The sequence below is a fragment of the Streptomyces sp. EDA2-14 genome, from assembly GCF_054963755.1.
In genome coordinates, this window is sequence record NZ_JBUEGE010000007.1 from 234,713 (window position 1) to 258,718 (window position 24,006).

Below are 24,006 nucleotides of genomic sequence, written 5' to 3' on the forward strand. Positions count from 1 at the left end.
GGGGGGAGTCGGCTGAACCGGATGAGATCACAGCAGGTCGCGCCGTGTCCATGGGGCTTGTCGCATGCGTGCCCCCGGCCTCGGGTAGGTGCCCCTGCGCCGGAACGGTTGTAGCTGTCACCGAGTCGAACTCGTCGTGGGGGAGAGCGCGCATGCCGGACATCGGGATCGTGGGAACCGGAGTGGCGGGCCTGCACCTGGGCCTGCTGTTACGCGAACAGGGCGTCGACGTCACCCTCTACACCGACCGGCCGCCCGAGACCGCCGCGTCGGGTCGGCTTCCGGCCACCGTCGCCCACCACGCGCCGACCCTGCTGCGCGAGGCCGCGCTCGGCGTGCAGCGCTGGCCGGGGGACGAGTACGGCTACGGCTGCCACCACCACTACGTGGGCGGGCCCACGCCGCTGATCTTCCGCGGTGACTTCGCCGCACCCTCGCGGGCCGTCGACCACCGGCTCTACCTGCCCGCGCTCGCCGCCGACTTCCAGGAGCGGGGCGGCGAGGTGACGGTGCGGCAGGTGCTGCCCGCCGACCTGGAGCACGTCGCGGCCCGCCACGACCTGCTGGTCGTGGCATCGGGACGGGGCCCGCTGGCGGAGCTCTTCCCCGCGGTGGCCGACCCCGCCACCGTGGACGCGCCCCGCCGCCTGCTGTGCGCGGGCCTCTACCACGGAGTGGCGCCGACCGAACCCAAGGGCGTCACGCTGTCGATCGCGCCCGGCCGCGGCGAGGTCATCGAGATCCCGCTCTACTCCGCCGCGGGCCACGTCACCGCGCTGCTCTTCGAATGCGTACCGGGCGGCGGGGCCGACGGACTGTGCGCGGCGGACGCCGAGGAGGACACCAGGCGCTTCCTGCGCGCGACGCTCGACGAACTCGCGCGCCACCACCCGACGATCTTCGAGCGCATCATCCCCGCCGACTTCGGCCTGACCGGCCCCCTCGACGTGGTGCGGACCGCGATCGTGCCGACCGTGCGCGCCGACTTCACACCGCTGCCCGGAGGGCGCTGCGCGCTGGCCCTCGGGGACGCGCACACCACCGTCGACCCGATCGTCGGCCAGGGCGCCAACTCGGCCTCGCACTCCGCGCAGGTCGTCGCCGACGCCATCGCCGAGGACCTGGCCTTCGACGAACTGTTCTGCCGGCGCGTCGCCCGGCGCCGGGCCGACGTCGTCCTCGGAGCCGCCCGCTGGTCCGAACTCATGACCCGACCGCCCGCCGAGCACATCCTGCACCTGCTCGGCGCGATGAGCACGCACAAGAGCGCCGCCGACGAGTTCACCGACAACTTCGGCTACCCGGACCGGCAGTGGCGCGCCGTGGCGACCCCGGAGCGCACCAGGGCGTTCCTGCGGCGACACGGCGCCGCGTAGCGGACCGGACCGACGCACCGGCCGGTGACGGGAGTTCACCGGTTTTCCATCACTGATTGAAAAGTGTGCCGCGCCGTGCTGTCCTGTGCCCATGCCCACCGACACCACGCGGGCGGCACTGCTCGACGCCGCGGAACGGCTCTTCCTCGCCAAGGGGTACGAGCAGGTGTCGGTCCGCGCGGTCAACGCGGCGGCGGGCAGGAACCCGGCCGCCGTGCACTACCACTTCGGCACCAAGGAAGACCTGGTCGCGGCGTTGCTGCAGAGCAGACTCGGACCGCTGTGGGCCGCGCCGCTCGCGGACGTGGAACGACGGGCGGCCGAGGGGAGGGCGCCGCGCGTCGAGGAGTTCGTCGACGTGCTCGTACGACCGCTCGACGAGCTGACCCGGACCCCGCACGGCCGGATGCTGCTGCACCTGCTCGCCCGCGTCGTGCTGCGCCGCCGCGAACTCCCCTTCGACGAGAGGTGGTTCGGGCACCGCCCGTGGCGCGAGCTGCTGTGCGCCGCACGCCCCGACCTCTCCCGGGCGGCGGCCGGACACCGGCTGCGCATGACGTTCGACCTGCTGCTCCAGCTCTACGGGGAGCCACAGCTGGCCACCGCCGAACTGGGCGCGACGCCCCGACCGCCGGTGGGCACAGTCATCGCCTTCGTCACGGCGGGCCTGAACGCCCCACCGTGATCCGACAGTTGAGGAGTTGCCCAGCCATGAGCACAGCCGACTCCACCCGCGCCACCACCCCGCCCGCCCCCGACCTGCTCGCCCCGGCACGGCTCGGCCCCCTGACCCTCCGCAACCGGGTGATCAAGGCGGCCACCTTCGAAGGTGTCACGCGTGACGCCCTGGTCAGCGACCGACTCGTCGAGTACCACCGGCGCCCCGCGGCCGGGGGCGTCGGCATGACGACCGTCGCGTACTGCGCCGTCGCCCCCGAGGGACGTACCGAACGCGACCAGATCCACATGCGGCCCGAAGCCGTGCCGGGACTGCGCCGACTCACCGACGCCGTGCACGCGGAGGGCGCCGCGATCTCGGCGCAGATCGGCCACGCCGGACCCGTCGCCGACCCCGTCTCCAACGGGCTGCCCCCGCTCGCGCCCAGCCGCTTTTTGAACCTGCAGTCCTTCCGCTTCGCCCGCCCCGCCACCCGCGACGACATCGCGCGCGTCACCCGCGCCCACGCCCGCGCGGCCCGCACCGCCGTCGAGGCCGGATTCGACGCGGTGGAGATCCACCTCGGGCACAACTACTTCGCCAGCGCCTTCCTCAGTCCGAAACTCAACAAGCGCAAGGACGAGTACGGCGGCACCCTCGCCAACCGCGCCAAGGTCGCCCGCGGCGTGGCCCGCGCGGTGCGCGACGAGGTCGGCGACGAGATCGCGATCACCGCCAAGCTCAACATGGACGACGGCGTGTCGGGCGGCATCTGGCTCGACGAGAGCCTGCGCACCGCCGCCTGGCTCGAGGCCGACGGCAGCGTCGACGCCCTCGAACTCACCGCGGGAAGCTCCCTGCTCAACCCCATGTACCTGTTCCGCGGCGGCGCGCCCGTGCGGCAGTTCGCCGCGACGTTCCCGCAGCCCCAGCGCTTCGGCATCGAGCGCGTCGGCAAGAAGTTCATCCGCGCCTACCCCTACGAGGAGGCGTTCCTGCTGCCCTCGGCGCGGCAGTTCCGGGCCGCACTGAAACTGCCGCTGATCCTGCTCGGCGGCATCGCCGACCGGCACACCGCCGAATCAGCCATGGCGGAGGGCTTCGAGTTCGTGGCGATGGGCCGCGCGCTGCTGCGTGAACCCGACCTGATCAACCGGTTCGCCGAGGACCGCGCGGCGGACCGGCCCAGCCACTCCCTGTGCATCCACTGCAACCGCTGCATGCCCACCATCTACACGGGGACGCGGTGCGTCCTCATCGAGCCGGAGCCCTTCCACGCCCGCGGCCACTGAAGCCCTGGCGCGGCCCCCGCACACCTCGCCGCACCGGTGTGCCGCGCCGTTGCCTCAGGTCACTTCCGCCAGAACAGATGGTGGCGCACCCCGCCCGTCGGGCTCGGCACGACATCGAGGTGGAAGCGGTCGAGGAGCTCGTCGGGGGAGTCCCAGAGCTTCACACCCGTGCCGAGCGTGATGCCGTCCGCGACCGCGACGTGCAGGGTGTCGACGAGGTCGGCCTCCAGGAACTCGCGGATGGTGGTGGCGCCACCGCCGAGCCGGATGTCCTTGCCCTGCGCCGCCACCCTGGCCTGCTTGAGGACGGTGCCGGGGTCGGCGTCGACGAAGTGGAACGTGGTGTCGGAGAGGGTGAAGGACGGGCGCGTGTGGTGGGTCATGACGAACACCGGGGTGTGGAACGGCGGCTCCTCGCCCCACCACCCGCGCCACTCGTGGTCCGGCCAGGGCCCGCGCTGGGGCGCGAACTTTCCGCGCCCCATGATCTCCGCGCCGATGTTGTGGTCGAAGTCCCGCGTCAGATAGTCGTCGATGCCGCGGGAGCCGCCCGGATCCGTGCGATTGGGCCAGCTCGCCGTGGCCCCGGCCCAGGCGAACATCTGGCCGGGGTCGGCGTGGCCGAACGGCCGCTCCAGGCTCTGGTCCCGACCGGCACCGAAGCCGTCCGCGGACACGGTGAAGTTCTGGACCTTCAGCAGTTGCTGTTTCACAAGGATCCTCCTACGTGATCGACAACTGTGAGACTGCCACGGCGATCGAAACTCATCGCGCAGGCGCCGGGCGGGGTGTCACGCGGCGCCGTCCTTCTCCCCGGCCTTGCCGTCCGCCGCCGTGCCCGCGCCGGCCTTGGCGGACGCGGTCTCCTTCGCGGGCGCGCCGGAGCCGGGCGAGGCGACGTAGAAGACCGAGCGCTTCTGCCGGGTGCGCTCGGCGCGGGCCTTGGCGACCAGGGCCTCCAGCGTGTTGCGGACGACCTTGGTGCTGAACTCCCGCTTCGGGTGCGACTTCTGCAGCGTCGAGGTGATCTCGGCGGCCGAGCGCGGGCTGGTCTCGGCGCCCAGCTGGGACACGATCAGCTCGACCAGCGTGCCACCGCCCTGCGGCTCGGACTTCTTGGCGGCGGGAGCGGCGGCAGTGGTGGCCGCGGCGGACTTGGCGGTCTTCGACGCCTTGCCGGTGGTACCGGGCGTCGCACGCGCCTTCTTGGCCCGGGCGGGCTTCGCGGACGCCGTGTCCCGCTGCTTCTGCTGCGGCACCTTGGCGGTCGGCTTTCCGGCCGCCTTCTGGGGAGCGGGCGCCGGAAGCGGCGGCACCTCGCCCCTGCCCAGGGAGGTCAACATGCTTTCCAGCAGGGCGCGGTTCTCTTCGAGCGTACTCAATTCGGCCTGCAACGAAGCGATTTCCCCGCTGATCCGTTTCAACTCGCTCTCGTTGTGCGCGAGATCCTGCGAGATGCGGTCGGCGTAGTGGGTCTTGAGTTCGCTCTGGGGCGTGGTCTCCGGCATGGTGACTCGCTTTCGTGACAAGGAGGAATCTGTCGGTGTGCACGTGTGTGCTGTAGGGCCGGATGGTACTCACCCTGGTACCCGACATGTGGCACGTCAGCTCAGATCGGTCACCTTTTACGGTACGGGAGTTGGCCGGTTGACGCCCACTAGGCCTTGCGGCCGATGCCACCGAAACTGCTCACCGGCTCCGGGAGTTCGCCCTCCAGGGCCTCGGGGCGCCACTGGGAGACGGAGGTCAGACCCGGTTCGACCAGGTCCAGGCCGTCGAAGAAGCGGCCGATCTGCTCGGGTGTGCGGTTGGTCCGAGGGTTGTCACTGGTGCTGTTCCACTGCTCGACCATCGCACGCGTGGCCTCCGGGTGGTACACCTCGGTGCTGTCGCACAGCACCAGGTGACTGCCGCCGGGCAGCGCGCTCTTGAGCTCCTCGACGATCGTGTACGCGCGCTCGTCGGTGACATGGGCGACGACACCGAGCAGCATCAGGGCCACGGGACGGCTGAAGTCGAGGGTGTGCGCGGCCTGCCGCAGGATGTCGGCCGGATCGGTCAGATCTGCCTCGATGTAGTCGGTGGCTCCCTGCGGAGTGCTGGTCAGTAGGGCCTCCGCGTGCCGCAGCACGACCGGGTCGTGGTCCACGTAGACGATGCGCGCCGCCGGATTCAGGCGCTGTGCCACGTCGTGGGTGTTGTCGATGGTGGGCAGCCCGGTGCCGATGTCGAGGAACTGGTCGATGCCCGCGTCCCGTACGAGGTGGGAGACCGTGCGGGCGAGGAATGCGCGCTGGGCCCGAGCCACGTGCACGATCTCCGCGTTGACCTCCTGGATCGCGTCGCCGACCGTGCGGTCGACCTCGTAGCAGTCCTTGCCGCCGAGCCAGTAGTTCCAGATGCGGGCCGAGTGCGGTGCGTCACTGTCGATCAGTGGACGGTCCTGGGGCACGAGTCGCTCCGAAGGGTCGATGGGTCGCCGTGATTCACGTGTCAACCAGGTTATGCCATCCGGGAGTTGATACGACCGGCGCGGTGGTGGGTCGGCGGAGGGCGAGGTGGCGCCCGTGCGGCGTCGACCGGCGTTGCCGCCGCGGCGCGCCGCTCCCTCGCAGGTCAGACGTTTGTGCAGGTCGGAAGGGGTGGCGTAACACCCGCGAAACATAAGAGGGCGTACGGTCTGCCGTCACATGGAACGTGGCGAAGGGACGGGCATGGAACACCGTGACGGAACGCGCGCCGACCGGGCACGCCGGGTGGCGGACGTGCTGCGGCAGCGGATCGTCGACGGCGCGTACGACGGTGTGCTGCCCGACGAGCGCGCCCTGGGCCGGTCCCTCGGCGCCGGGCGCAATGCGGTGCGCGAAGCGCTGAACATGCTGCGCGACGAGGGCGTCGTCACCCGGCGGCGGGGCATCGGCACCCTGGTCACCGGCCGGAAGGCCGGGCACGGGCTCGGCCGTCTGGTCGGCCTCGCCGAGGAGCTGACCGGATACGGAACCGTCACCAACGAGGTGCGCGAGGCACGTGTCGTGCCCCACGCCCCGCCCGCGATCACCCAGCGGCTCGACCTCCCGGAGCGTTCCGAAGCGGTGTACATCGAGCGCCTGAGATGTCTCGACGCGGCCCCGCTCTCCCTGGACTCGACCTGGCTCGCCCCCGACATCGGCCGCCCGCTGCTCGACCGTCACCTCGCGGGCCGTGATCTGTTCGCGCTCATCGAGGAGACCAGCGGCACGCGGCTGGGCAGCGCCGAGGTGACGGTGCACGCCGTCACCGCGGACCCGGACACCGCGCGACTGCTGCACGTCGCGGCGGGCGACGCCCTCTTCACCATCGACCGCCTGACCCGGCTCGCGGACGGCCGCCCGGTCGACGCCGAGTCCCTGCGGGTGCGGGCGGACCGGTTCGCCCTGCGCGCCGTCCTGCCGAGGGACTGAGGGAGCCGTACGTGCGAGAACAACGGCAAGGACGGCGGGAGCGGACATGACCCTGGACACCACACACCTCGTACTCCTGGCGGTGGCCGGGCTGCTCGGCGGCATCGGGATCACCGCCATCGGCCCCGGCGGGGTGCTGCCCACCATCGGCCTGTTCCTCTTCTCCGGCCTCACCCCCTCGGGCGTCGCGGGCACCGCGATCGTCACGCACGTCGCCACGGGCCTGCTCGGCACGGCGGCCTATGCCCGGTCGGGACAGCTCCGCGACCCCGGCACCCGGCGCTGTGCCGCCGCACTCGCCTGCGCGGCCGTCGTGGGCGCGCCCCTGGGCGTGCTGTGCAACACCCTCGTCGCGGGACGCGGCTTCGGGATCCTGCTGGCCTGCGCGGTCGCCGTCACCGCGATCCTGGTGTGGGTGCGCGACCGCCGGTCCACCGGCACGGCCGAGCGCGCCGAGCTGCCTTTGATCCGCACCGTCCTCATCGGCGGCCTCGTCGCGGTCGTGGCGGGCCTGTTCGGGCTCGGCGGCCCCATGCTGAGCGTCCCGCTGCTCGTGGTCGCGGGCCTCCCGGTCCTCTCCTCACTGGCCGCCGCGCAGGCCCAGTCGATCGTGATCGCGAGCGTGGGCACGGTGGCGTACGTGCTCCACGGCGACGTCGACTGGTCCCTCGCCGCGCTGGTGGGAATCCCGGAGCTGGCCGGCGTCCTCATCGGCTGGCGCATCGCCCACGCCCTCCCGGCCCGCCGCCTGAAGTACGCGATGGTGGCGTTCCTCCTGGCGTCGGCACCGTTCCTGGCGCTGCATTGACGCGCCGCATTGACGGGGACCCGGCACGGTGACGGTGGGTCAGAGCTCCCTGACCGTCACCCCTTCGTGTCCCTCCTCGACCGCCGCCGCCCCGTCGGCGCCGTCCCGCACCACCCGGTACGTCGCGGCCACGCCCCCGTGCAGGTCCGGCACCGTCACCGTCACGTCCCGCGCGTCCGCCGTGGCGAGCAGGGTGAGGCCGTCGAGCCAGTCGCCGTCGGGGCGTGAGGCGTCCGCGCCCATCGGGAGGACCGCGCCCGGTCGTACGTACAGCGGCAGGCTGTCGAAGCCGTGGCGTTCGCGGCGCCAGGCCGGGCCCTGGACGCGCTCGCCGGTCAGGAGGTGGGTCCAGGTGCCCTCCGGCAGGTAGAACTCGACGTCGCCGTCGGCCGTGAACACCGGGGCCACCAGGAGGTCGGGGCCGAGCATGTACTGGCGGTCGAGGGCGCGGCACGTCGGGTCGTCGGGGAAGTCGAGCAGCATCGGGCGCATCAGCGGCACCCCCGTCGTGTGGGCCTCGGCCGCCGCGCCGTACAGGTACGGCATCAGGCGGTGCTTGAGCCGCGTGAACTCCCGTGCCACGTCGACCGCTTCGTCGCCGAACTCCCACGGGACGCGGTACGACGACGAGCCGTGCAGGCGGCTGTGGGACGACAGCAGGCCGAACGCCAGCCAGCGCTTGAAGACCGCCGGGTCGGGCGTGCCCTCGAAACCGCCGATGTCGTGGGACCAGAAACCGAAGCCGGACAGCGACAGGGACAGGCCGCCGCGCAGGGACTCCGCCATGGCGCCGAACGAGGACCAGCAGTCGCCGCCCCAGTGCACGGGGAACTGCTGGCCGCCCGCCGCGGCCGAGCGCGCGAACAGCACCGACTCGCCGCGGCCCCGCTCCTTCTCTAGGAGATCGAAGACGACCTGGTTGTACAGGTGCGTGTAGTAGTTGTGCATGCGCTCCGGGTCGGAGCCGTCGTGCCAGACGACATCGGTGGGGATGCGCTCGCCGAAGTCCGTCTTGAAGCAGTCGACGCCCTGGTCGAGGAGCACCTTGAGCTTCGCGCGGAACCAGGCGCAGGCCTCCGGGTTCGTGAAGTCCACGAGGCCCATGCCCGCCTGCCACAGGTCCCACTGCCAGATGTCGCCGTTCGGCCGCTTCACCAGGTAGCCGTGTGCCGCGGCCTCCTCGAACAGGGACGACTTCTGGGCGATGTACGGGTTGATCCACACGGAGATGCGCAGTCCGCGTTCCTTGAGGCGGGCCAGCATGCCCTCCGGGTCGGGGAAGACCGCGGGGTCCCACTCGAAGTCCGACCACTGGTACTCGCGCATCCAGAAGCAGTCGAAGTGGAAGACGCTGAGCGGGATGTCCCGCTCGGCCATGCCGTCGACGAACGACGTCACGGTCTCCTCGTCGTACCGCGTCGTGAACGACGTCGTCAGCCACAGGCCGAAGGACCACGCGGGGGGCAGCGCCGGGCGGCCGGTGAGCGCGGTGTAGCGGCGCAGCACGTCCTTTGGGGTGGGGCCCGCGACGACGTAGTACTCGATCGACTGGTCCTCGACGCTGAACTGCATCGCGCCGACCGACTCCGAGCCGATCTCGTAGCTCACCCGGCCGGGGTGCGCGACGAACACGCCGTACGCGCCCGCGGGGGAGACGTGCAGGCTGAACGGGACGTTCTTGTACGCCTGCTCGCTGCTCGTGCCGCCGTCGGCCTGCCACATGTCGACGACCTGGCCGTTCTTGACGAACGGCGTGAAGCGTTCGCCGAGACCGTAGACCTGCTCGCCGACGCCGAGGGACAGCTGTCCGGCCATGTGGTGCGCGCCGTCGGGTGTCCGGAAGAAGGCGGTGCCCTTGCCGCCGGAGGACGTGACCTCGCGGCCGTCGGCGGTGCGGAACGAGAGGTGCCACGGCGTGGCCTCGTCGAGACGCACGGAGAGCGGGCCGCTCGACAGCTCCACCAGCGTGCCGTCGCGGCGCGCGGCGCCCGCCCCGCTGTCCGCTCCGGGGAGTTCGAAGTCGGGGCCGCTGTGCCGCTTTCCGGCGAGGTGGGTGACGCGGACACCGATGACGCCCTCGGCCGGCGTGAAGCAGTCGACGGTCAGCAGGGGGGAGTTGAGGGTGTCGCCCCGGCGTTCGATCCGCTTGACCGCCGCGTACGCGGTGAAGCGGTCGGCGTCGACGCGGAGGTCACGGACCTCGGTCGCGTACGAGGCCTCCACCCCGTCGCGCATCAGCCAGAAACCGTCGGTGAACTTCATCATCTTCCTCAGGGTGGGCAATGAGCGTGGGCGCTGTGCCGGTGGATGCGGTGTGCCTGTAGACGGCATTTGAGCTCATGGGCATCGAAAGATCAAGAGGTCGGGACGCCGGATCGTCGAAGCGCTTCGATTCCGGTTGTCACGACGGGTTGCAGGTCATGTACGAGCAATGAAGTTGATCGCAGGGTCTGGTGTCGAAGCGCTTGATGACGTATTAGTCATGGCGGAAAACAAACGCGCTCCGCGTGTGCGGCACAGGCCGGAACCGCACCGCGCCAGGCGACCACCCCGTCGGGACACGGGAGTTCCGCCGGAGCCGGCCACCCCTTCAAGGCTTGGGCATCCACCGTGACAGCAGCACTTCCACCGGACGGACCGCGCCACCGGCGCGGCCGCCGCGGCCGAAGCACCACCGCGGCACTCACCGCCTGCTCCGCACTCGTCGCCGGCGCGGCGCTCACCGGCTGCGCCTCCGGGAGCGATCCCAGTGTGTTCACCGTCCTGAACTCCTCGACCGACGCCTCGTACCACGGCTGGGACGCCGCCACGCTCGCCCGCTGCGGCAAGAAGCTGGACCTCACCATCGAGCAGCAGAGCGTCCCCGCCGCGCAGGTCATGCAGAAGTCGCTGCGCATGGCGTCCTCGAAGTCGCTGCCGGACGTCATCCAGTTCGACGCCTCCGAGATGCCGACGTTCGCGCAGGCGGGCGGCCTGGTCGATCTGCGCTCCCTGGGACTGTCCACGAAGGACATACCGAAGGGCATCGTCGACTTCGGCTCGTACAAGGGGACGTACTACGGAGCCGCCCGCACGGTGAACACCCTCGCCCTGTTCTACAACAAGGACATCCTCAAGAAGGCCGGCCTCGAAGTCCCCACCACGTGGGACGAGATGCGGGAGAGCGCGAAGAAGCTCACGCGGGGCGGCCAGTACGGCATCGCGCTGAGCGCGGGCGGCGCGGAGGACGGTGTCTTCCAGTTCGCGCCGTTCATGTGGTCCAACGGCGGCGACGAGACCGACCTCGCGGGCCCGAAGGTCGCGGGCGCCCTCGACTACTGGAAGGGCCTCATCGGCGACGGCTCGCTGTCCAAGTCGACCGTCAACTGGACCCAGGCCGACGTCAACGACCAGTTCATGGCCGGCAACGCGGCGATGATGATCAACGGTCCGTGGCAGGTGGAGACGCTGAACACCAAGAAGAACCTGCACTGGGGCATCGCGCAGATCCCGGTCCCCAGCAGCGGCGACGAGTCGGTCGGCCCGCTCGGCGGCGCCGTCCTCACCGTCCCGAAGATCGAGGACACGGGCCGCCAGAAGACCGCCGCGCGGATCATCCGCTGCATGTCGTCCGAGCAGGAGCAGATCACCTACGCCCGCAACAGCTGGATGGTCCCCGCCAACGAGAAGGCCGCCGCGACCTGGCGCAAGGAGGTGCCCGAACTCGACGCGCTCGCCGACCAGGTGGCCACCGCCCGCTCCCGCACCGCGAAGGTCGGCGCGCGCTGGTCGTCCGTGTCGCTCGCCCTGCAGAGCGCCTTCCAGTCCGCGCTCACCGGCCAGTCCAGCGAAGCCGCGCTGAAGAAGGCGCAGGCCCGCGCCACGAGCGGGAACTGAGGGGGGACCCATCACCATGTCGACCACCACAGCCACCGCACCCGCCGCCCGGCGCCCCGCGGCCGAGCCGCGAACCGACCCGGCCCGCGCGCGGCGCCGCCGCAGGATCGGCCAGTGGGGGTTCATCGCCCCCGCCGTCGTCTTCATGCTGCTGTTCTTCGGCTACCCGCTCGTCCGCAACGTCGTGATGAGCTTCCAGGACTTCTCGCCGTCCACGTTCTTCGACGGCAAGTCACCCTTCAACGGCACCGACAACTGGGGCAAGGTCTTCCACGACGACCTGTTCGGCAAGGCGCTCTGGCACACGATCGTCTTCACCGTCGGCTCGCTGATCGGACAGTTCGGCATCGGGCTCGCGCTCGCCGTCTTCTTCACGAAGAAGTTCCCGCTGAACGGCTTCCTGCGCTCGCTGATCCTGCTGCCCTGGCTCGTCCCCATGGTCGTCTCCGGCATCGTGTGGCGCCGGATCCTCGACCAGGACACCGGCGTCCTCAACTCCTTCGCCGAAACCCTCGGTCTCGGCGGCCACACCCCATGGCTGACCAGCCCCGGCATGGCCCTGTTCTCCGTGGTCATGGTCAACATCTGGATCGGCATCCCGTTCAACATGGTGATCCTCTACGGCGGCCTCCAGGAGATCCCCAAGGAGCTGTACGAGGCCTCGTCGCTCGACGGCGCGTCCGCCTGGCGCACCTTCCGGTCGATCACCCTGCCGCTGCTCAAGCCGGTGATCACCGTCGTGCTGGTCCTGGGCTTCATGTCGACGGTCAAGATCCTCGACCTGATCCTCGCCCTCACCGACGGCGGCCCCGCCGACTCCACGCAGACGCTGGGCACCCTCACGTACCAGAACTCGTTCGTCGAGCTCGACTTCGGCGCGGGCGCCGTCGTCGGCAACGTCCTCATCCTGATCTCCGCCGTCTTCGCGGTGTTCTACCTGCGGGCCAACCGCTCCGAGGGGAAGTGACCGCAATGGCGACAGCCACCACCACCAGGACCGGACGCCGCTGGGGCGCCACCGTCGCCGGGGTGCTCATCCTCGGCGTGATGCTGTTCCCGCTGTACTGGATGGTCAACACGGCGCTGCAGCCCGCGTCCGGACTCCTCGACGTCTCCGCCGTACCGCACTCGCCGGACCTCTCCGGCTTCACGTCCGCCGTCCGCGAGCAGGGCGGCCACCTGCTCACCTCGCTCGCCGTCGCCCTCGGCGCCGTCGCGATCTGCCTGGCGATCGCCGCGCCCGCCGCGTACGGGCTCGCGCAGTTCCGGCTGCCCGGCACGAAGAGCATCGTCTTCGGCACGCTGATCACGCAGATGGTGCCGGGCATCGTCATCGCCAACGCCCTCTACAGCGCGTACGTCGATCTCGGCCTGGTCAACTCCTACTTCGGCCTGATGCTCGCCGACGCCTCGCTCGGCATCCCCTTCGCCATCGTCCTCATGCGTTCCTTCATGGTGGCGATCCCGAAGGAGGTCATCGAGGCGGCCGAGGCCGACGGCGCGAGCAGGCTGCGCACGTTCGTCCAGGTCGTCCTGCCGATGAGCCGCAACTCCCTGATCACGGCGGGGCTGTTCTCCTTCCTGTACGCGTGGAGCGACTTCATGTTCGCGCTCACGCTCAACACCACGGACGACGTCAAGCCCGTCACGCTCGGCATCTACCAGTACATCGGCGCGCACGTCGGCGACTGGGGCTCCGTCATGGCCGCCTCGGTCCTGTCGGCGATCCCGGCGGCCGTGCTCCTCGTCCTCGCCCAGAAGTACATCGCCGCCGGGATCACCGGCGGATCCGTCAAGTAAGGCCACACATGAACGACTTCACCGCGTTCCCCCAGTTCCCGCCCGGCTTCGTCTTCGGCGCGGCCACCGCCTCGTACCAGATCGAGGGCGCCGCGAAGGAGGACGGCCGCGGCCCCTCCATCTGGGACACCTACAGCCACACCCCCGGCCGCACACACGACGGCGACACCGGCGACGTGGCCTGCGACCACTACCACCGCTACCCCGAGGACGTGGCGCTCCTGCGCGACCTCGGCGTCGACTCGTACCGCTTCTCGATCGCCTGGCCCCGCATCCAGCCGACGGGCGAGGGACCCGCGAACCACAAGGGCCTCGACTTCTACTCGCGGCTCGTCGACGAACTCCTCGAGGCGGGCGTCGAACCGGCGGCCACGCTCTACCACTGGGACCTGCCGCAGGCCCTGGAGGACAAGGGCGGCTGGCGGGTGCGCGAGACCGCCGAACGGTTCGGCGAGTACGCGGCGCTCGTCGCCGAACACCTCGGCGACCGCGTCCCGCGCTGGATCACCCTCAACGAACCCTGGTGCAGCGCCTTCCTCGGCTACTCGGTGGGCCGCCACGCGCCCGGAGCGCAGGAGGGCACCGGCGCGCTGGCCGCCGCGCACCATCTGCTCGTCGGCCACGGCCTGGCGATGAAGGCGCTGCGGGCGGCGGGTGTCCGCGAGGCGGGCATCACCCTGAACCTCGACCGGAACGTGCCCGCCACCGACAGCGCCGCCGACCGCGCGGCCGTCGTCCGCGCCGACACCCAGCACAACCTCGTCTGGACGGAACCGATCCTCGCGGGCCGCTACCCGACGACGGAGGAGGACACCTGGGGCGAACTGATCACGCGCCAGGACTTCCGCCGCGAGGGCGACCTCGACCTCATCGGCCAGCCGCTCGACTTCCTCGGCGTCAACTACTACCGGCCGATCGTCGTCACCGACGCCCCGCACCGCGAACCCGACCCCGCGCTGCGCGTCGCCACCGACAACCGGTACGCGGAGACCGGCTACCCCGACGTACGGCGCACCGCGATGGGCTGGCCCGTCGTCCCCGAGTCCTTCACCGACCTGCTGACCACGCTGAAGGAACGGTACGGCGACGCCCTGCCACCGATCCACATCACCGAGAACGGCACGGCCGAGCACGACGAGGTCGCCGCAGACGGCGCCGTCCACGACACCGACCGCGTCGACTACCTCCAGACCCACCTGACGGCGCTGCGCGCGGCCATGGACGCCGGCGTCGACGTCCGCGGCTACTACGTCTGGTCGCTGCTCGACAACTTCGAATGGGCCCTCGGCTACGCGAAGCGGTTCGGCGTCGTCCGCGTCGACTACGACACCCTGGAGCGCACGCCCAAGGACAGCTACCACTGGTACCGCAAGCTGATCGCGGCGCACCGGGGGCCGAGCAGCTAGGCGGTGATGCCTTCCAGGCCTGCCCGGGCGGGGGAACGCGCGGTGCGGTGTCGTCAGCGGGTGTGTGCGAGGAACGCCTTCATGAACGCGTCGGCGGACTGGCCCACGCCGCTGCACGTCGCCGCCGCCGGTCCGCCCGAGCCGTCCGGGCAGGCGCGGTCGCGGGTGGCCGACCACAGGGAGATCCAGGCCATGCCCCTGGACTTCGCGAACGCGCCGAGCCGTGCGGCGTCGGAGAGGCCGAAGACCTCGCCTTCGACGTCGTTGACCCCGATCATCGGGGTGACCGCGACCCGGTTCCAGACCGCACGGTCCGAGCCGCCGATGATGCCCTTGAGCTGGTCGTGCGTGGCCTCGGCCGCGTCGATGGCGTACTCGCCCATCCGGCCGCGCGGGTGCGGCGCGGGGGAGGAGCCGAAGTTCATGGCCATGGCGTTGACGGCGCCGATGTCGACGCCGTGCTTCTTGGCGTTACGCAGCAGTGAGAGCCCGTCCGCGGTGAGCCCGCGGGGGAGCGCGGGCAGCGTGAACGACACGTCCAGACCGGGGTGTTGGCGCTGCAGCGCCGCGACGACCCGATTGCGCCGCTCCACGCTCGCCCGGTCGGTCAGCGCGTCGCCCTCGATGTCGAAGTCGACCTTGGTCAGCTTGTAGTGGTCGATGACCTCTTCGTACGCGGAGGTGAGCCGCGACGGCGAGGTGCAGGTGCGGGCGAGTTCGTTGCCGCTCTGGCCGCCGAAGGAGACACGGACGTCGCCGCCCGCGGCGCGCAGCGCGCCGACCTTGGCGGCCACGCGGTTGCCGTCGAGCGTCGACTTGCCCCACTGCGGGGTGCAGTCGCCCTTGGGCTTCACGAAGGCGAGGGTGTACGTCTTCACGCCCGTACTGCGGGCCGAGCGCGGCAGGTCGAAGGCGGGGGAGAGGGAGGTGTCCACGTACGGGGCGAACCGAACCGGCTCGGGCGGGACGGTGGAGCGGGTCGGCTTGGGCCTTGGCGTGTGCTTCTCCGGCGCGGAGCGCGAGGGCTTCGGCGACGGCGAGGCGCTCGCGGGTATCGCGCCGATCGAGCAGGGGGTGCCGTCGACCGAGCAGTCCGTGGGCCGCGCGCCGGACAAGGAGCGTGCCTTGAGGGTGAGCGTGACGGATTTCCCCACAGCGAGCGGGGCGTCATCGCGGCTCGGCTCGGCCGTCACGTGCCTGCCCCGCACCGTGTAGTGCGCGTGCGACAGGGCGGAGAGGCTGGCGCCCTTCGGCAGGGTGAAGGACAGCGTCCAGTCGGAGGTCGCGGACCCGCCACCGTTGTGGATCACGTACCGCCCGGTGAAGGCGTCGTTCGACGTCGCCGTGCCCTGGTAGCGCGCGGTGAGCGCCGCTGGTTCGTCGCCGCCCGTGGCCAGCAGGGTGCCGCCGACCGTGGCCGCGACCAGCACGGCGCCGCCGGCGACGAACGCGCCCGAGCGGCGGCCGGACAGCGCCCGACCCGTGCCGGTGATCCGGCGCGCGGCCGGCCACAGCGACCCTGAGGGGCGCGGCCTGCGGCGCTTTCCGGCGGGGCGGTGGGACGGGGGCGCCATGCGGGTCCTTCACGTTCGGGTGCGGGGCACGGCGGAACATCGTAGGCCCTGTGTTCGACTCGTGTCCGCTCGGTGGGGGTCGGGCACAACTCGTCGCGGCCTACCGAGGGTTATGCGGTCGAGGTGTGTGATGTGTCAGGACACAAACGGACACTGCGCCCCATAACCGCGTGCGGCGCACCCCTGATAATCGCGTGCGGCCCACCCCTGCCCATGCTGGAATCGATCCCCATGCACGCCCACGCACACGAAGAAGCCGACCTGCTGGACCGGATGGAGCGGAACCTGGCGGAACACGCCTGTCATCTGCACCGGAGCACACCAGATGCGACCGTCACGGAGACGGACGACCTGCTGATCGCCGACAGCGGTCTGGACGACGACACCTTCAACATCGTCGCCACTGCCCGCTTCACCGCCGCCTCCGCCCCGGCGCGCATCGCCGGGACCGCGCGCGCCCTGGCCGGCACGGGACGCCCGTTCTCCTGGTGGGTGGGGCCCGCCTCGACGCCGAAGGACCTCGCAGCGCGCCTCGTCGACGCGGGGCTGCCGGAGGCCGAGCGTGAGACGGCGATGTGGGCGGAGCTGGACGACACGCTTCCAGCGCCCGCCGCGGAAGGCCTGGAGATTCGGTCGGTGACCACCCCCGGGCAACTCGCCGACTACGCCACGATGCTCGCCGCGAACTGGTCCCCGCCCGCCGACACCGTCCGCCGGTTCTTCACCCGCGCCGCCCCGCAGGCACTGGCCGCGGGGTGCCCCGCCCACTACCTCGTCGGCTACGTGGCAGGGCAACCGGTCTGCTCCGCCGAGGTGTTCCAGCACGCGGGCGTCGCCGGGATCTACAACATCGCCACCCTGGCCGCGCACCGCCGACGCGGCTACGGCGGTGCCATCACGCTCGCCGCACTGCGCGCGGCCCGCGACGGCGGCCCGGGCGGTGGCCGGGACCTCGCGGTCCTGCAGGCGTCCGCCGAGGGGGAGCCCGTGTACCGGCGCCTGGGATTCCGTGCCTGCGGCGAGTTCACCGAACACGCGATCAGCCCTTGAACGGTGTGGCGTCCGTGCTTCATTCCTCGGCATGGTCCGACCCCGTCCGATAGATCGTCGGCGGCACCCCGAAGCGTTCGCGGAAGGCCCGACTGAAGTGGAACGGACTCGCGAAGCCCGAGGCCCGGGCCACCTGCCCGATGTCCAGGTCGGTGGCGTCCAGGAGTTGCCGCGCGTGCCCGAGCCGGGCGGCACGCACCGCCTGCATCGGAGTACGGCCGGTCTGCTCGGCGTAGAGGTGCGCGAACCGCGAGGGCGACAGGGCGACATGGCGCGCGAGTGAGCGGACCGTGTGCGGGCCTCCGGGGTCCGCGGCGATCACCGCGTCGGCCCGCGCCATGCGCGGATCACGCAGCGCGGCAGCGGCGCGCCCCGCCGCGGCCGTGGACCCGATGGCCAGCAACAGCACCTCCTCGATGGCGCCGAGTGCCAGCTCACGGCCGGGCCCGGCGGAGGCGACCGCGATGCCCGCGGGGTCCTCGGCGGGCGGCGCCTCCCCGTCGGCCCACCGCGCGTCGGCGTGCAGCCGCCGGAACGCCGCGTCGACCCGGTCGTGCACCGCGCCGGGTACCCCGGCGACGCAGTACACCCCACCGTCCCGGACGTGCTCGCGCAGCCAGGCAGGCCAGGCCGCGCGCGGCTGGAAGTGCACCCACCAGCCGCCCCAGGAACGTACGGACGGATCGGTGCGGTAGGTGTGTTGGTGACGGGCGGGGAGCACGGCGAGGTCACCGGGCCGTTGGCCGATCCAGGGGCCGCTGCCGCGCACCTGGCCACGCCCCTCGGCGGTCCACATGAGCAGCCAGTTGGCGGCGCCCGCGGCGCGGGTCACCCGGTAGTCGGCGGGCTGCGAGAACCGCGCGGCGACGAGCGACTGCGGCGGCGGGGACGGTGTGTCGGCAGCAGTTTCCGGCATGTCCGCGCTGGTGCCCGTCATTCGGTGTCCACTGCCTCCGGCCGTAGTTTCGGATCAGTCCGCTTCCGCGTGGATCACGAGTCCGCAGCAGTCCAGCACACGGTCCGCGCGTGCTCAAGACATGTCCGACGGCCGAGAGGAACACCCCGTGCAGACCGACGAGTTCGCCGTCCCGGACCTGGCCGCGTTCCAGGAACAGTTCCGCACGCGCGGCTACGCCGTCGCCCCCGCCCTCTTCGACGCCGCCGAAACCCGCGAACTCACCGACGAGTTCATGGGCGTGCAGGCCGCGGGCCCCGTGCCCGGCCACTTCGAGCCCAAGCCCGAACCGGCCGACGGCGACCCGGACCCGCTCCTCGCGTACCCCCGCGTGATGCAGCCGCACCGCTTCAACGACCTGGCGCGGCGCCGTCTCCTCGACCCGCGCCTCGCCGGCATCCTGACGGGCCTGTTCGGTGAGGAGCCGCTGGCCGCGCAGAGCATGTTCTACTTCAAGCCGCCTGGCGCCCGCGGTCAGGCCCTGCACCAGGACAACTTCTACCTGCGCGTCGAACCGGGCACCTGCGTCGCGGCCTGGGTCGCCCTCGACCACATCGACCGGGACAACGGCGGCCTCGAAGTCGTCCCCGGCACGCACCTCATGGACCTGTTCTGTCCCGAGGAGGCGGACGAAAGTCTCTCCTTCGCGCGGGAGTACGTGCCACCGCCCGAGGGGCTCGTCGCCGAACCCGTCGACATGGCGCCCGGCGACGTCCTGTTCTTCAACGGCACCCTGGTCCACGGCTCCGGACCGAACCGCACACCGGACCGCTTCCGGCGCTCGTTCATCTGCCACTACGTCGGCCGGTCCGCCGAACGCATCGCCCGCTACTACGACCTCCAGACGATGGACGGGCAGGCGGTGCAGGCGGCGGAGAGCACCGGCGGCGGCCCGTGCGGCAACGAGTTCGCCCCGGCCCCGCACTAGCCGACGGCCACGCGTCACCCCGATTCCTGGCCGCCCCTCCCGCTCGTCTTGTCGAGAGCCTGGCGGGCCTGGTCCGCCGAGGAGCGGCCGTTCGGGACCGGGGCCGGCAGCGCCGCCGCCCCGGACTGCGGCTTCGAGGAAGCGGTGGAGGGACGCGAGCGCAGCCGGTGGCTGATGGCCTCGTCCAGCGTCACGCTTCGCTGTACCCGCGCGGCCAACCTGCTCGCCTCCTGCCCGATCGCCGCGAGGTCCTCCCACGTGAGCCGCAGCTTCACGGCGATCTCGGCCTCACCGTCCGGCAGCGCGTACAACAGTGGTTCGCCGGATTCCGACATCTCTACGGTCCTCCTCCACGCCTCGCAGCGCGTAGTGAGCAGTACGTCCCACAGGGATACGCACGCCCCCACAGGCCCGTTCAGTCTCGGCGGGCAGATCCGGGACGCGGCCCGACACACGGAAGCGGGGCGGCAGACTGCTCTGCCGCCCCGCTCCGTATCGCTGCCGTCAGTCCTCAGGACTGGGGACGGCTGCCGTGGTTGGCGCCGTTCTTGCGGCGGGCCTTCTTCTTACGGCGTCGCTTCGAGGACATCGATACCTCCCAGGGTGTGGTGTTTCTTGTGGTTCTCCCTGGATCTGTCCAGGCAGCGTGCGTGCTCATACCCGTGATCATGCATGGCTAATGTGTGTCCTGCGTCACATGCGATGAAGGCTCCGGCGGTCGGAACGGCTGGGCCTCGATGTACTCGCGGACGAGCCCGGCGAAGGCGTCGGTCGCCGCGCTCCGGTAGCCGTCCGCGCGGCTGAGAAGGGCGGCCGTGCGCGTGGGCAGGGGAGGGTCGACCGGAAGCGGGGTCAGGTGCGGATGTTCGTGGGTGACCGGGTCGGGGAGCACGGTGGTCAGGCCGGTGCGCTGCACGACGTCTATCAAGGTCTGCAGCGAGTTGGCCTCGACCGCGATCAGGGGCCGCACCCGGTGCTCGGCGAAGTACGCGTCGATCCGGCCGCGCGTGGCGAAGTCCTGGCTGAGCAGCGCGAGATGCAGCCGGTCCAGCTCGGCGGCCGTCCGCGGCGCGTCGCTCGCGCGGGCGGAATCGGCCCCGCCGCCCGTGACCAGGCTCAGGTGCTCCGTGAACAGCGGCTCCACCGCGATCCCCGGCAGTTCACCGCCCTGGAAGGCGATCCCCAGATCGCACTCGTCCGCGAGCAGCTCGGCCTCCAGGAGGTCCTGCGTCAGCTCCCGCACCGCGACCGTGATGCCCGGATGCCGCTCCCGCAGCGCCGCGATGAGCGGCCCCACCAAGTACGCGGTGAACGTCGGCGTCACCCCCAGGCGCACATGCCCGCGCGACAGATCCCGTACGTCGTGGATCGCACGCTCCCCGGCGGCCAGGTCCCGCAGCGCGCGCCGCGCGTGCTCCAGATACGCGCGCCCCGCGTCGGTCGGCCGCACCGTGCGCCCGCTGCGGTCGAGGAGCTGCACGCCCAGGTTCCGCTCCAACTGTCTGACCTGCTGCGACAGAGTCGGCTGCGAGATGCGCAGCACCTCGGCGGCACGCGTGAACCCCGCGTGCTCGACCACGGCCATGAAGTAGCGCACCTGGCGCAGCTCGACGGACATGTCCCCAGCGTAGAAGCAGGTATAGAGAACGCCAATAGAAGGGATGCCCAGCGAGTCTTTGACGCTATAGGCGCAGTTGATGCACGGTGAATCCATCGGCGCGCTCCCTTGGGAGCGACCGGTTCGGAACAGCAAGAGAAGGAGCTCGCCATGGACGTCAAGGACTTCGCCCAGCGCACCATCGACATCGCCCGCGCCAACGTCGCCGACGGAGGCCGTCCGTTCGCGACCGTCATCGTCCAGAACGGCGAGATCATCGCGGAGAGCCCCAACCAGGTCGCCCAGACCAACGACCCCACCGCCCACGCGGAGATCCTCGCCATCCGCGAGGCCTGCACCAAGCTGGGCACCGAGCACCTCACCGACGCCACGATCTACGTCCTCGCCCACCCGTGCCCGATGTGCCTGGCCGCGCTCTACTACTGCAGCCCCGCCGAGGTCGTCTTCGTCACGACCCGCGACGCCTACGCCCCGCACTACGTCGACGACCGCAAGTACTTCGAGCTCGACACGTTCTACGGCGAGTTCGCCAAGAACTGGGACGAGCGCCGGCTGCCGATGACCTACGAGCCGCACGCCGACGCCGTCGAGGTCTACCGAGAGTGGCAGCAGCGCAACGGCGGCGACCGCCGCGTCCCCGGCGCCCCCACCAGCGCCTGAGCCCTTCACGAGGTGCGAAGATCACCCCGCCTCCTCCGGAACCGGACCCCACGGACAACCACACTCGATGACACAGGACTGCGCCGCCGCCGCGGCCACCGCCGCAGCAGCACCGCCGGCCCCACCACGCCGCTGGTGGGGCCTCGCCGTGCTCGGGCTCGCCCAGCTGATGATCCTGCTGGACGCGACCATCGTGAACGTCGCACTGCCCTCCATGCAGCGCGACCTCGGCATGAGCGACGCGGCCCGCCCCTGGGCCATCACCTCGTACACCCTCGCCTTCGGTGGACTGCTGCTGCTCGCGGGCCGGATCGCCGACCTCGTCGGCCGCAAACGCGTCTTCCTGACCGGCCTCGCCGGCTTCGCGGTCGCCTCCGCCGCGGGCGGCGCGGCCCCGGCGGCCGGCACGCTGTTCGCGGCCCGCGCCCTGCAAGGGGTGTTCGCCGCACTGCTGGCCGCGAGCGCCCTCGCCCTCATCACGACGACCTTCCCGGACCTGCGCGAACGCCGCCGCGCCATCGCCGTGTTCGGCGCTCTCGGCGGTGCGGGCGGCGCCCTGGGCGTCACCCTCGGCGGCGTGCTGACCCAGACCGCTGGCTGGCGCTGGTGCCTCTACGTCAATGTCGTCTTCGCCGCGGCGGCCCTCGCGGGCAGCGCGCTCATGCCCGCCGACACGGCGCCCCGCACCCGCGGCCGCCTCGACGTGCCCGGCGCGCTGCTCGCCTGCGGCGGACTGACCCTGCTCGTCTACGGGTTCAGCGCGGCGGAGCAGAGCGGCTGGACGGGCCGACCGGTGGTCACGGCGCTGACGGCGGGACTGGTGCTGCTCGTCCTCTTCGCCTTCTGGCTGCGCAGGGCCCGCACCCCGCTGCTGCCGCCGCGTCTGCTGCGCGACCCCGCGCGCGTGGCGGCGCTCGTCGCGGGCGCCTGCCTGATGGCGGCGCAGCTGTCCCTCTCGCTCTTCCTCACCTTCCACCTGCAGAGCGTCCTCGGCTGGTCGGCGGCCCGCACCGGCCTCGGCTTCCTGCCGCTGAGCCTGATCACCACCCTGACCGCGACACAGCTCGGCACCCGGCTGCTGCCCCGGCTCGGCGCCCGCGTCATGATGGCGAGCGGTCTCGTCATCGCCGCCTCGGGCCTGTGGTGGCTGAGCCGGCTGACGGTGGACGCCGACTACGCGACCGGGATCCTGCCGGGACTCGCACTGTTCGGCATCGGCATGGGCGGCACCTTCCTGGCCCTGATGACCACGGCGACGGCCAACCTCCCGCCGGAGGACTCCGGTATCGCGTCGGCGTCCCTCAACTCGGCGCAGCAGGTCGGCGGCTCCATCGGCTCGGCCGTCTTCAACACGGTGGCTGCCGGAGCCGCCGCCGGTTTCGCGGCCCCGCACCGCACCGCGCTGCTGCACGGCTTCACCACGGCGGTGCGCTGGCCGCTGATCGGCCTGCTCGTGGCCGCGCTCGGCACGGCCGTGCTGGCGAGGACGCGGCGCACCGGAAAGTAGCCCCGCGGCCAGGCTCCGTACCGCTCGCGCCGCCGTCCGCGTGCGACCGGCGCGGTCGGCGGGCACAGTGGGGAGAAATCTCCCGCGAACGGGGCGAACAATGTTCCGCAGCGAGTCCGCCGAGGACGGCCAGGAGTTGCTGACCAAGCTCGGCGCGCTCACCGCCCGTGCGCGCGAGCTGGCACAGATGCAGCGCTCACGGGTCGAACTGGCCGTCGCGCTGCAAAGAGGCATGCTGCCCAGGGACCTCCCCAGCCCCGACGGGGTCCGCCTCGCCGTCGGTTACATGCCCGCCAACCACGGGCTCAACGTCGGCGGCGACTGGTACGACGCCTTCACCATGGCCGACGGCTGCATCGGCCTGTCCATCGGCGACGTCCAGGGGCACAACATCCAGGCGGCCGCCTACATGGGCCAGGTCCGGGTCGTGCTGCGCGCGCTGGCCTCGGTCACCGGGGATCCCGGGGAGCTGCTCGGCCGCACCAACGACCTCCTGCTCTCTCTCGACACGGAGCTCTTCGCCACCTGCACGTTCCTGCGGCTCGACCCGGCCAGCGGCACCCTGGAGTGCGCGCGGGCCGGTCACATCCCGCACATCTGGGCGACCGCCGACGGCCGGTCGGGCATCGACGACGACGAGGGCGGGCCGCCGCTCGGCGTGCTGGAGGGCGCCACCTTCCCCGTCGCCTGCCACCGGCTCACCACCGGCGGTGTGTTCGTCCTGCCCACCGACGGCGTCGTCGAGGGGCCGTCCCTCGACCTCGACGCCGGGCTGAGCCGGGTGCAGCGGCTCGCCGAGGTCACCGCCGCGGCCGGGCTCGGTGTCGACACACTCGCCAGCGGAGTGATGAAGCTGGCGGATTCGGTGGGCCATGAGGACGACGCCGCCGTGCTCGTCGTCGGCCACGACGTCGGCGGCGTGGGGCGGCGCCCGGCGGCCGACTGAAACAGGCTGCCGCAGGGCACGGAAGCGACCCGAGCGGGCCGTTTCGCGTGGCCGAGGAGCCCCGCTCGTAGTGTGATGGCTGCTGTGGTGATTTCTCGGCGGTTCCGGCCGG

23 protein-coding genes are annotated in these 24,006 nt (G+C 71.5%); 14 read left to right on the forward strand and 9 right to left on the reverse strand.

Translation table 11 applies throughout. The features are described from left to right. The first annotated feature begins 152 nt into the window (after positions 1–152). The 3 genes from ACY34M_RS20385 to ACY34M_RS20395 all read left to right on the forward strand — a co-directional run bounded on the left by ACY34M_RS20385 (position 153) and on the right by ACY34M_RS20395 (position 3,326). Positions 153–1,376, forward strand: a complete 1,224-nt coding sequence (locus tag ACY34M_RS20385; protein ID WP_462722242.1) for a styrene monooxygenase/indole monooxygenase family protein — start codon at positions 153–155, stop codon at positions 1,374–1,376. A 91-nt stretch (positions 1,377–1,467) separates the two neighbouring features. Further along, positions 1,468–2,061, forward strand: a complete 594-nt coding sequence (locus ACY34M_RS20390) for a TetR/AcrR family transcriptional regulator (RefSeq protein ID WP_462722241.1) — start codon at positions 1,468–1,470, stop codon at positions 2,059–2,061. A gap of 26 nt (positions 2,062–2,087) precedes the next feature. Beyond that, positions 2,088–3,326, forward strand: coding sequence for an NADH:flavin oxidoreductase (locus ACY34M_RS20395; protein ID WP_462722240.1), 1,239 nt, complete (start codon positions 2,088–2,090; stop codon positions 3,324–3,326). Positions 3,327–3,385: 59 nt separating this feature from the next. Here ACY34M_RS20395 and ACY34M_RS20400 read toward each other — a convergent pair whose 3' ends face one another. The 3 genes from ACY34M_RS20400 to ACY34M_RS20410 all read right to left on the reverse strand — a co-directional run bounded on the left by ACY34M_RS20400 (position 3,386) and on the right by ACY34M_RS20410 (position 5,778). Beyond that, complete coding sequence (locus ACY34M_RS20400; protein WP_462722239.1) at positions 3,386–4,039, reverse strand: dihydrofolate reductase family protein; 654 nt, start codon at positions 4,037–4,039, stop codon at positions 3,386–3,388. Positions 4,040–4,117: 78 nt separating this feature from the next. Next, positions 4,118–4,834, reverse strand: a complete 717-nt coding sequence (locus ACY34M_RS20405; protein ID WP_462722238.1) for a hypothetical protein — start codon at positions 4,832–4,834, stop codon at positions 4,118–4,120. Positions 4,835–4,983: 149 nt separating this feature from the next. Continuing rightward, complete coding sequence (locus ACY34M_RS20410; protein ID WP_462722237.1) at positions 4,984–5,778, reverse strand: SAM-dependent methyltransferase; 795 nt, start codon at positions 5,776–5,778, stop codon at positions 4,984–4,986. A 262-nt stretch (positions 5,779–6,040) separates the two neighbouring features. On the opposite strand from ACY34M_RS20410, the gene ACY34M_RS20415 reads away from it, so the two are divergent. Together ACY34M_RS20415 and ACY34M_RS20420 are read left to right on the forward strand one after the other, a co-directional pair. Beyond that, positions 6,041–6,766: a GntR family transcriptional regulator gene (locus ACY34M_RS20415; protein WP_462722236.1), complete on the forward strand. Its 726-nt coding sequence runs from the start codon at positions 6,041–6,043 to the stop codon at positions 6,764–6,766. Between the two features lie 46 nt (positions 6,767–6,812). Further along, the gene (locus ACY34M_RS20420) at positions 6,813–7,574 is read left to right on the forward strand and encodes a sulfite exporter TauE/SafE family protein (protein ID WP_462722235.1); all 762 of its coding nucleotides are present in this window, start codon (positions 6,813–6,815) and stop codon (positions 7,572–7,574) included. A gap of 39 nt (positions 7,575–7,613) precedes the next feature. On the opposite strand, the gene yicI is transcribed toward ACY34M_RS20420, so the two are convergent. Then, complete coding sequence (yicI, locus tag ACY34M_RS20425; RefSeq protein WP_462722353.1) at positions 7,614–9,836, reverse strand: alpha-xylosidase; 2,223 nt, start codon at positions 9,834–9,836, stop codon at positions 7,614–7,616. Between the two features lie 348 nt (positions 9,837–10,184). Between yicI and ACY34M_RS20430 the strand changes: the two genes are divergently transcribed. Genes ACY34M_RS20430 through ACY34M_RS20445 form a run of 4 tightly spaced genes read left to right on the forward strand, consistent with a single transcriptional unit; the run spans position 10,185 to position 14,656 of the window. Continuing rightward, entirely contained in the window at positions 10,185–11,450 is a 1,266-nt protein-coding gene (locus tag ACY34M_RS20430) for an ABC transporter substrate-binding protein (RefSeq protein ID WP_462722234.1), read from the forward strand. Between the two features lie 16 nt (positions 11,451–11,466). Continuing rightward, positions 11,467–12,417, forward strand: coding sequence for a carbohydrate ABC transporter permease (locus ACY34M_RS20435; protein ID WP_462722233.1), 951 nt, complete (start codon positions 11,467–11,469; stop codon positions 12,415–12,417). 5 nt (positions 12,418–12,422) lie between these two features. Beyond that, positions 12,423–13,250, forward strand: a complete 828-nt coding sequence (locus ACY34M_RS20440) for a carbohydrate ABC transporter permease (RefSeq protein ID WP_462722232.1) — start codon at positions 12,423–12,425, stop codon at positions 13,248–13,250. 8 nt (positions 13,251–13,258) lie between these two features. Further along, positions 13,259–14,656, forward strand: a complete 1,398-nt coding sequence (locus ACY34M_RS20445) for a GH1 family beta-glucosidase (protein ID WP_462722231.1) — start codon at positions 13,259–13,261, stop codon at positions 14,654–14,656. Positions 14,657–14,709: 53 nt separating this feature from the next. On the opposite strand, the gene ACY34M_RS20450 is transcribed toward ACY34M_RS20445, so the two are convergent. Then, positions 14,710–16,230 (reverse strand): glycoside hydrolase family 18 protein, encoded by a 1,521-nt coding sequence (locus ACY34M_RS20450; RefSeq protein ID WP_462722230.1) that lies wholly within the window; start codon positions 16,228–16,230, stop codon positions 14,710–14,712. A 273-nt stretch (positions 16,231–16,503) separates the two neighbouring features. On the opposite strand from ACY34M_RS20450, the gene ACY34M_RS20455 reads away from it, so the two are divergent. After that, positions 16,504–17,280: a GNAT family N-acetyltransferase gene (locus tag ACY34M_RS20455; RefSeq protein WP_462722352.1), complete on the forward strand. Its 777-nt coding sequence runs from the start codon at positions 16,504–16,506 to the stop codon at positions 17,278–17,280. Positions 17,281–17,299: 19 nt separating this feature from the next. Here the strand turns inward: ACY34M_RS20455 and ACY34M_RS20460 are convergent, their stop codons facing one another. After that, the gene (locus ACY34M_RS20460) at positions 17,300–18,217 is read right to left on the reverse strand and encodes a helix-turn-helix domain-containing protein (RefSeq protein WP_462722229.1); all 918 of its coding nucleotides are present in this window, start codon (positions 18,215–18,217) and stop codon (positions 17,300–17,302) included. Positions 18,218–18,317: 100 nt separating this feature from the next. On the opposite strand from ACY34M_RS20460, the gene ACY34M_RS20465 reads away from it, so the two are divergent. Beyond that, complete coding sequence (locus ACY34M_RS20465) at positions 18,318–19,163, forward strand: phytanoyl-CoA dioxygenase family protein (protein ID WP_462722228.1); 846 nt, start codon at positions 18,318–18,320, stop codon at positions 19,161–19,163. Positions 19,164–19,177: 14 nt separating this feature from the next. Here ACY34M_RS20465 and ACY34M_RS20470 read toward each other — a convergent pair whose 3' ends face one another. The 3 genes from ACY34M_RS20470 to cynR form a co-directional block, all read right to left on the reverse strand. Then, positions 19,178–19,498 carry a hypothetical protein gene (locus tag ACY34M_RS20470; protein WP_462722227.1) on the reverse strand — a complete coding sequence of 107 codons (321 nt, stop codon included), beginning with the start codon at positions 19,496–19,498 and terminating at the stop codon, positions 19,178–19,180. A gap of 176 nt (positions 19,499–19,674) precedes the next feature. After that, positions 19,675–19,752, reverse strand: a complete 78-nt coding sequence (locus tag ACY34M_RS20475) for a 50S ribosomal protein bL37 (RefSeq protein WP_370443954.1) — start codon at positions 19,750–19,752, stop codon at positions 19,675–19,677. 87 nt (positions 19,753–19,839) lie between these two features. Next, on the reverse strand, positions 19,840–20,781 hold the full coding sequence (gene cynR, locus ACY34M_RS20480; protein ID WP_462722226.1) for a transcriptional regulator CynR: 942 nt from the start codon (positions 20,779–20,781) through the stop codon (positions 19,840–19,842). 150 nt (positions 20,782–20,931) lie between these two features. On the opposite strand from cynR, the gene ACY34M_RS20485 reads away from it, so the two are divergent. The 3 genes from ACY34M_RS20485 (at position 20,932) to ACY34M_RS20495 (ending at position 23,894) form a co-directional block, all read left to right on the forward strand. Beyond that, positions 20,932–21,441 carry a nucleoside deaminase gene (locus tag ACY34M_RS20485; protein WP_462722225.1) on the forward strand — a complete coding sequence of 170 codons (510 nt, stop codon included), beginning with the start codon at positions 20,932–20,934 and terminating at the stop codon, positions 21,439–21,441. Positions 21,442–21,508: 67 nt separating this feature from the next. Further along, the gene (locus tag ACY34M_RS20490; RefSeq protein WP_462722224.1) at positions 21,509–22,948 is read left to right on the forward strand and encodes an MFS transporter; all 1,440 of its coding nucleotides are present in this window, start codon (positions 21,509–21,511) and stop codon (positions 22,946–22,948) included. Positions 22,949–23,048: 100 nt separating this feature from the next. After that, positions 23,049–23,894, forward strand: coding sequence for a PP2C family protein-serine/threonine phosphatase (locus tag ACY34M_RS20495; RefSeq protein ID WP_462722223.1), 846 nt, complete (start codon positions 23,049–23,051; stop codon positions 23,892–23,894). Positions 23,895–24,006 lie beyond the last annotated feature (112 nt).

What these genes read in the sequence shown, in the direction of transcription:
- ACY34M_RS20385 (WP_462722242.1), top strand. Translation starts at nt 153, where the DNA reads ATGCCGGACATCGGGATCGTGGGAACCGGAGTGGCGGGCCTGCACCTG.
- ACY34M_RS20390 (WP_462722241.1), top strand. Translation starts at nt 1,468, where the DNA reads ATGCCCACCGACACCACGCGGGCGGCACTGCTCGACGCCGCGGAACGG.
- ACY34M_RS20395 (WP_462722240.1), top strand. Translation starts at nt 2,088, where the DNA reads ATGAGCACAGCCGACTCCACCCGCGCCACCACCCCGCCCGCCCCCGAC.
- ACY34M_RS20405 (WP_462722238.1), bottom strand. Translation starts at nt 4,834, where the DNA reads ATGCCGGAGACCACGCCCCAGAGCGAACTCAAGACCCACTACGCCGAC.
- ACY34M_RS20415 (WP_462722236.1), top strand. Translation starts at nt 6,041, where the DNA reads ATGGAACACCGTGACGGAACGCGCGCCGACCGGGCACGCCGGGTGGCG.
- ACY34M_RS20420 (WP_462722235.1), top strand. Translation starts at nt 6,813, where the DNA reads ATGACCCTGGACACCACACACCTCGTACTCCTGGCGGTGGCCGGGCTG.
- yicI (WP_462722353.1), bottom strand. Translation starts at nt 9,836, where the DNA reads ATGAAGTTCACCGACGGTTTCTGGCTGATGCGCGACGGGGTGGAGGCC.
- ACY34M_RS20435 (WP_462722233.1), top strand. Translation starts at nt 11,467, where the DNA reads ATGTCGACCACCACAGCCACCGCACCCGCCGCCCGGCGCCCCGCGGCC.
- ACY34M_RS20440 (WP_462722232.1), top strand. Translation starts at nt 12,423, where the DNA reads ATGGCGACAGCCACCACCACCAGGACCGGACGCCGCTGGGGCGCCACC.
- ACY34M_RS20445 (WP_462722231.1), top strand. Translation starts at nt 13,259, where the DNA reads ATGAACGACTTCACCGCGTTCCCCCAGTTCCCGCCCGGCTTCGTCTTC.
- ACY34M_RS20450 (WP_462722230.1), bottom strand. Translation starts at nt 16,230, where the DNA reads ATGGCGCCCCCGTCCCACCGCCCCGCCGGAAAGCGCCGCAGGCCGCGC.
- ACY34M_RS20455 (WP_462722352.1), top strand. Translation starts at nt 16,504, where the DNA reads ATGGAGCGGAACCTGGCGGAACACGCCTGTCATCTGCACCGGAGCACA.
- ACY34M_RS20460 (WP_462722229.1), bottom strand. Translation starts at nt 18,217, where the DNA reads ATGACGGGCACCAGCGCGGACATGCCGGAAACTGCTGCCGACACACCG.
- ACY34M_RS20465 (WP_462722228.1), top strand. Translation starts at nt 18,318, where the DNA reads ATGTCCGACGGCCGAGAGGAACACCCCGTGCAGACCGACGAGTTCGCC.
- ACY34M_RS20470 (WP_462722227.1), bottom strand. Translation starts at nt 19,498, where the DNA reads ATGTCGGAATCCGGCGAACCACTGTTGTACGCGCTGCCGGACGGTGAG.
- ACY34M_RS20475 (WP_370443954.1), bottom strand. Translation starts at nt 19,752, where the DNA reads ATGTCCTCGAAGCGACGCCGTAAGAAGAAGGCCCGCCGCAAGAACGGC.
- cynR (WP_462722226.1), bottom strand. Translation starts at nt 20,781, where the DNA reads ATGTCCGTCGAGCTGCGCCAGGTGCGCTACTTCATGGCCGTGGTCGAG.
- ACY34M_RS20485 (WP_462722225.1), top strand. Translation starts at nt 20,932, where the DNA reads ATGGACGTCAAGGACTTCGCCCAGCGCACCATCGACATCGCCCGCGCC.
- ACY34M_RS20490 (WP_462722224.1), top strand. Translation starts at nt 21,509, where the DNA reads ATGACACAGGACTGCGCCGCCGCCGCGGCCACCGCCGCAGCAGCACCG.
- ACY34M_RS20495 (WP_462722223.1), top strand. Translation starts at nt 23,049, where the DNA reads ATGTTCCGCAGCGAGTCCGCCGAGGACGGCCAGGAGTTGCTGACCAAG.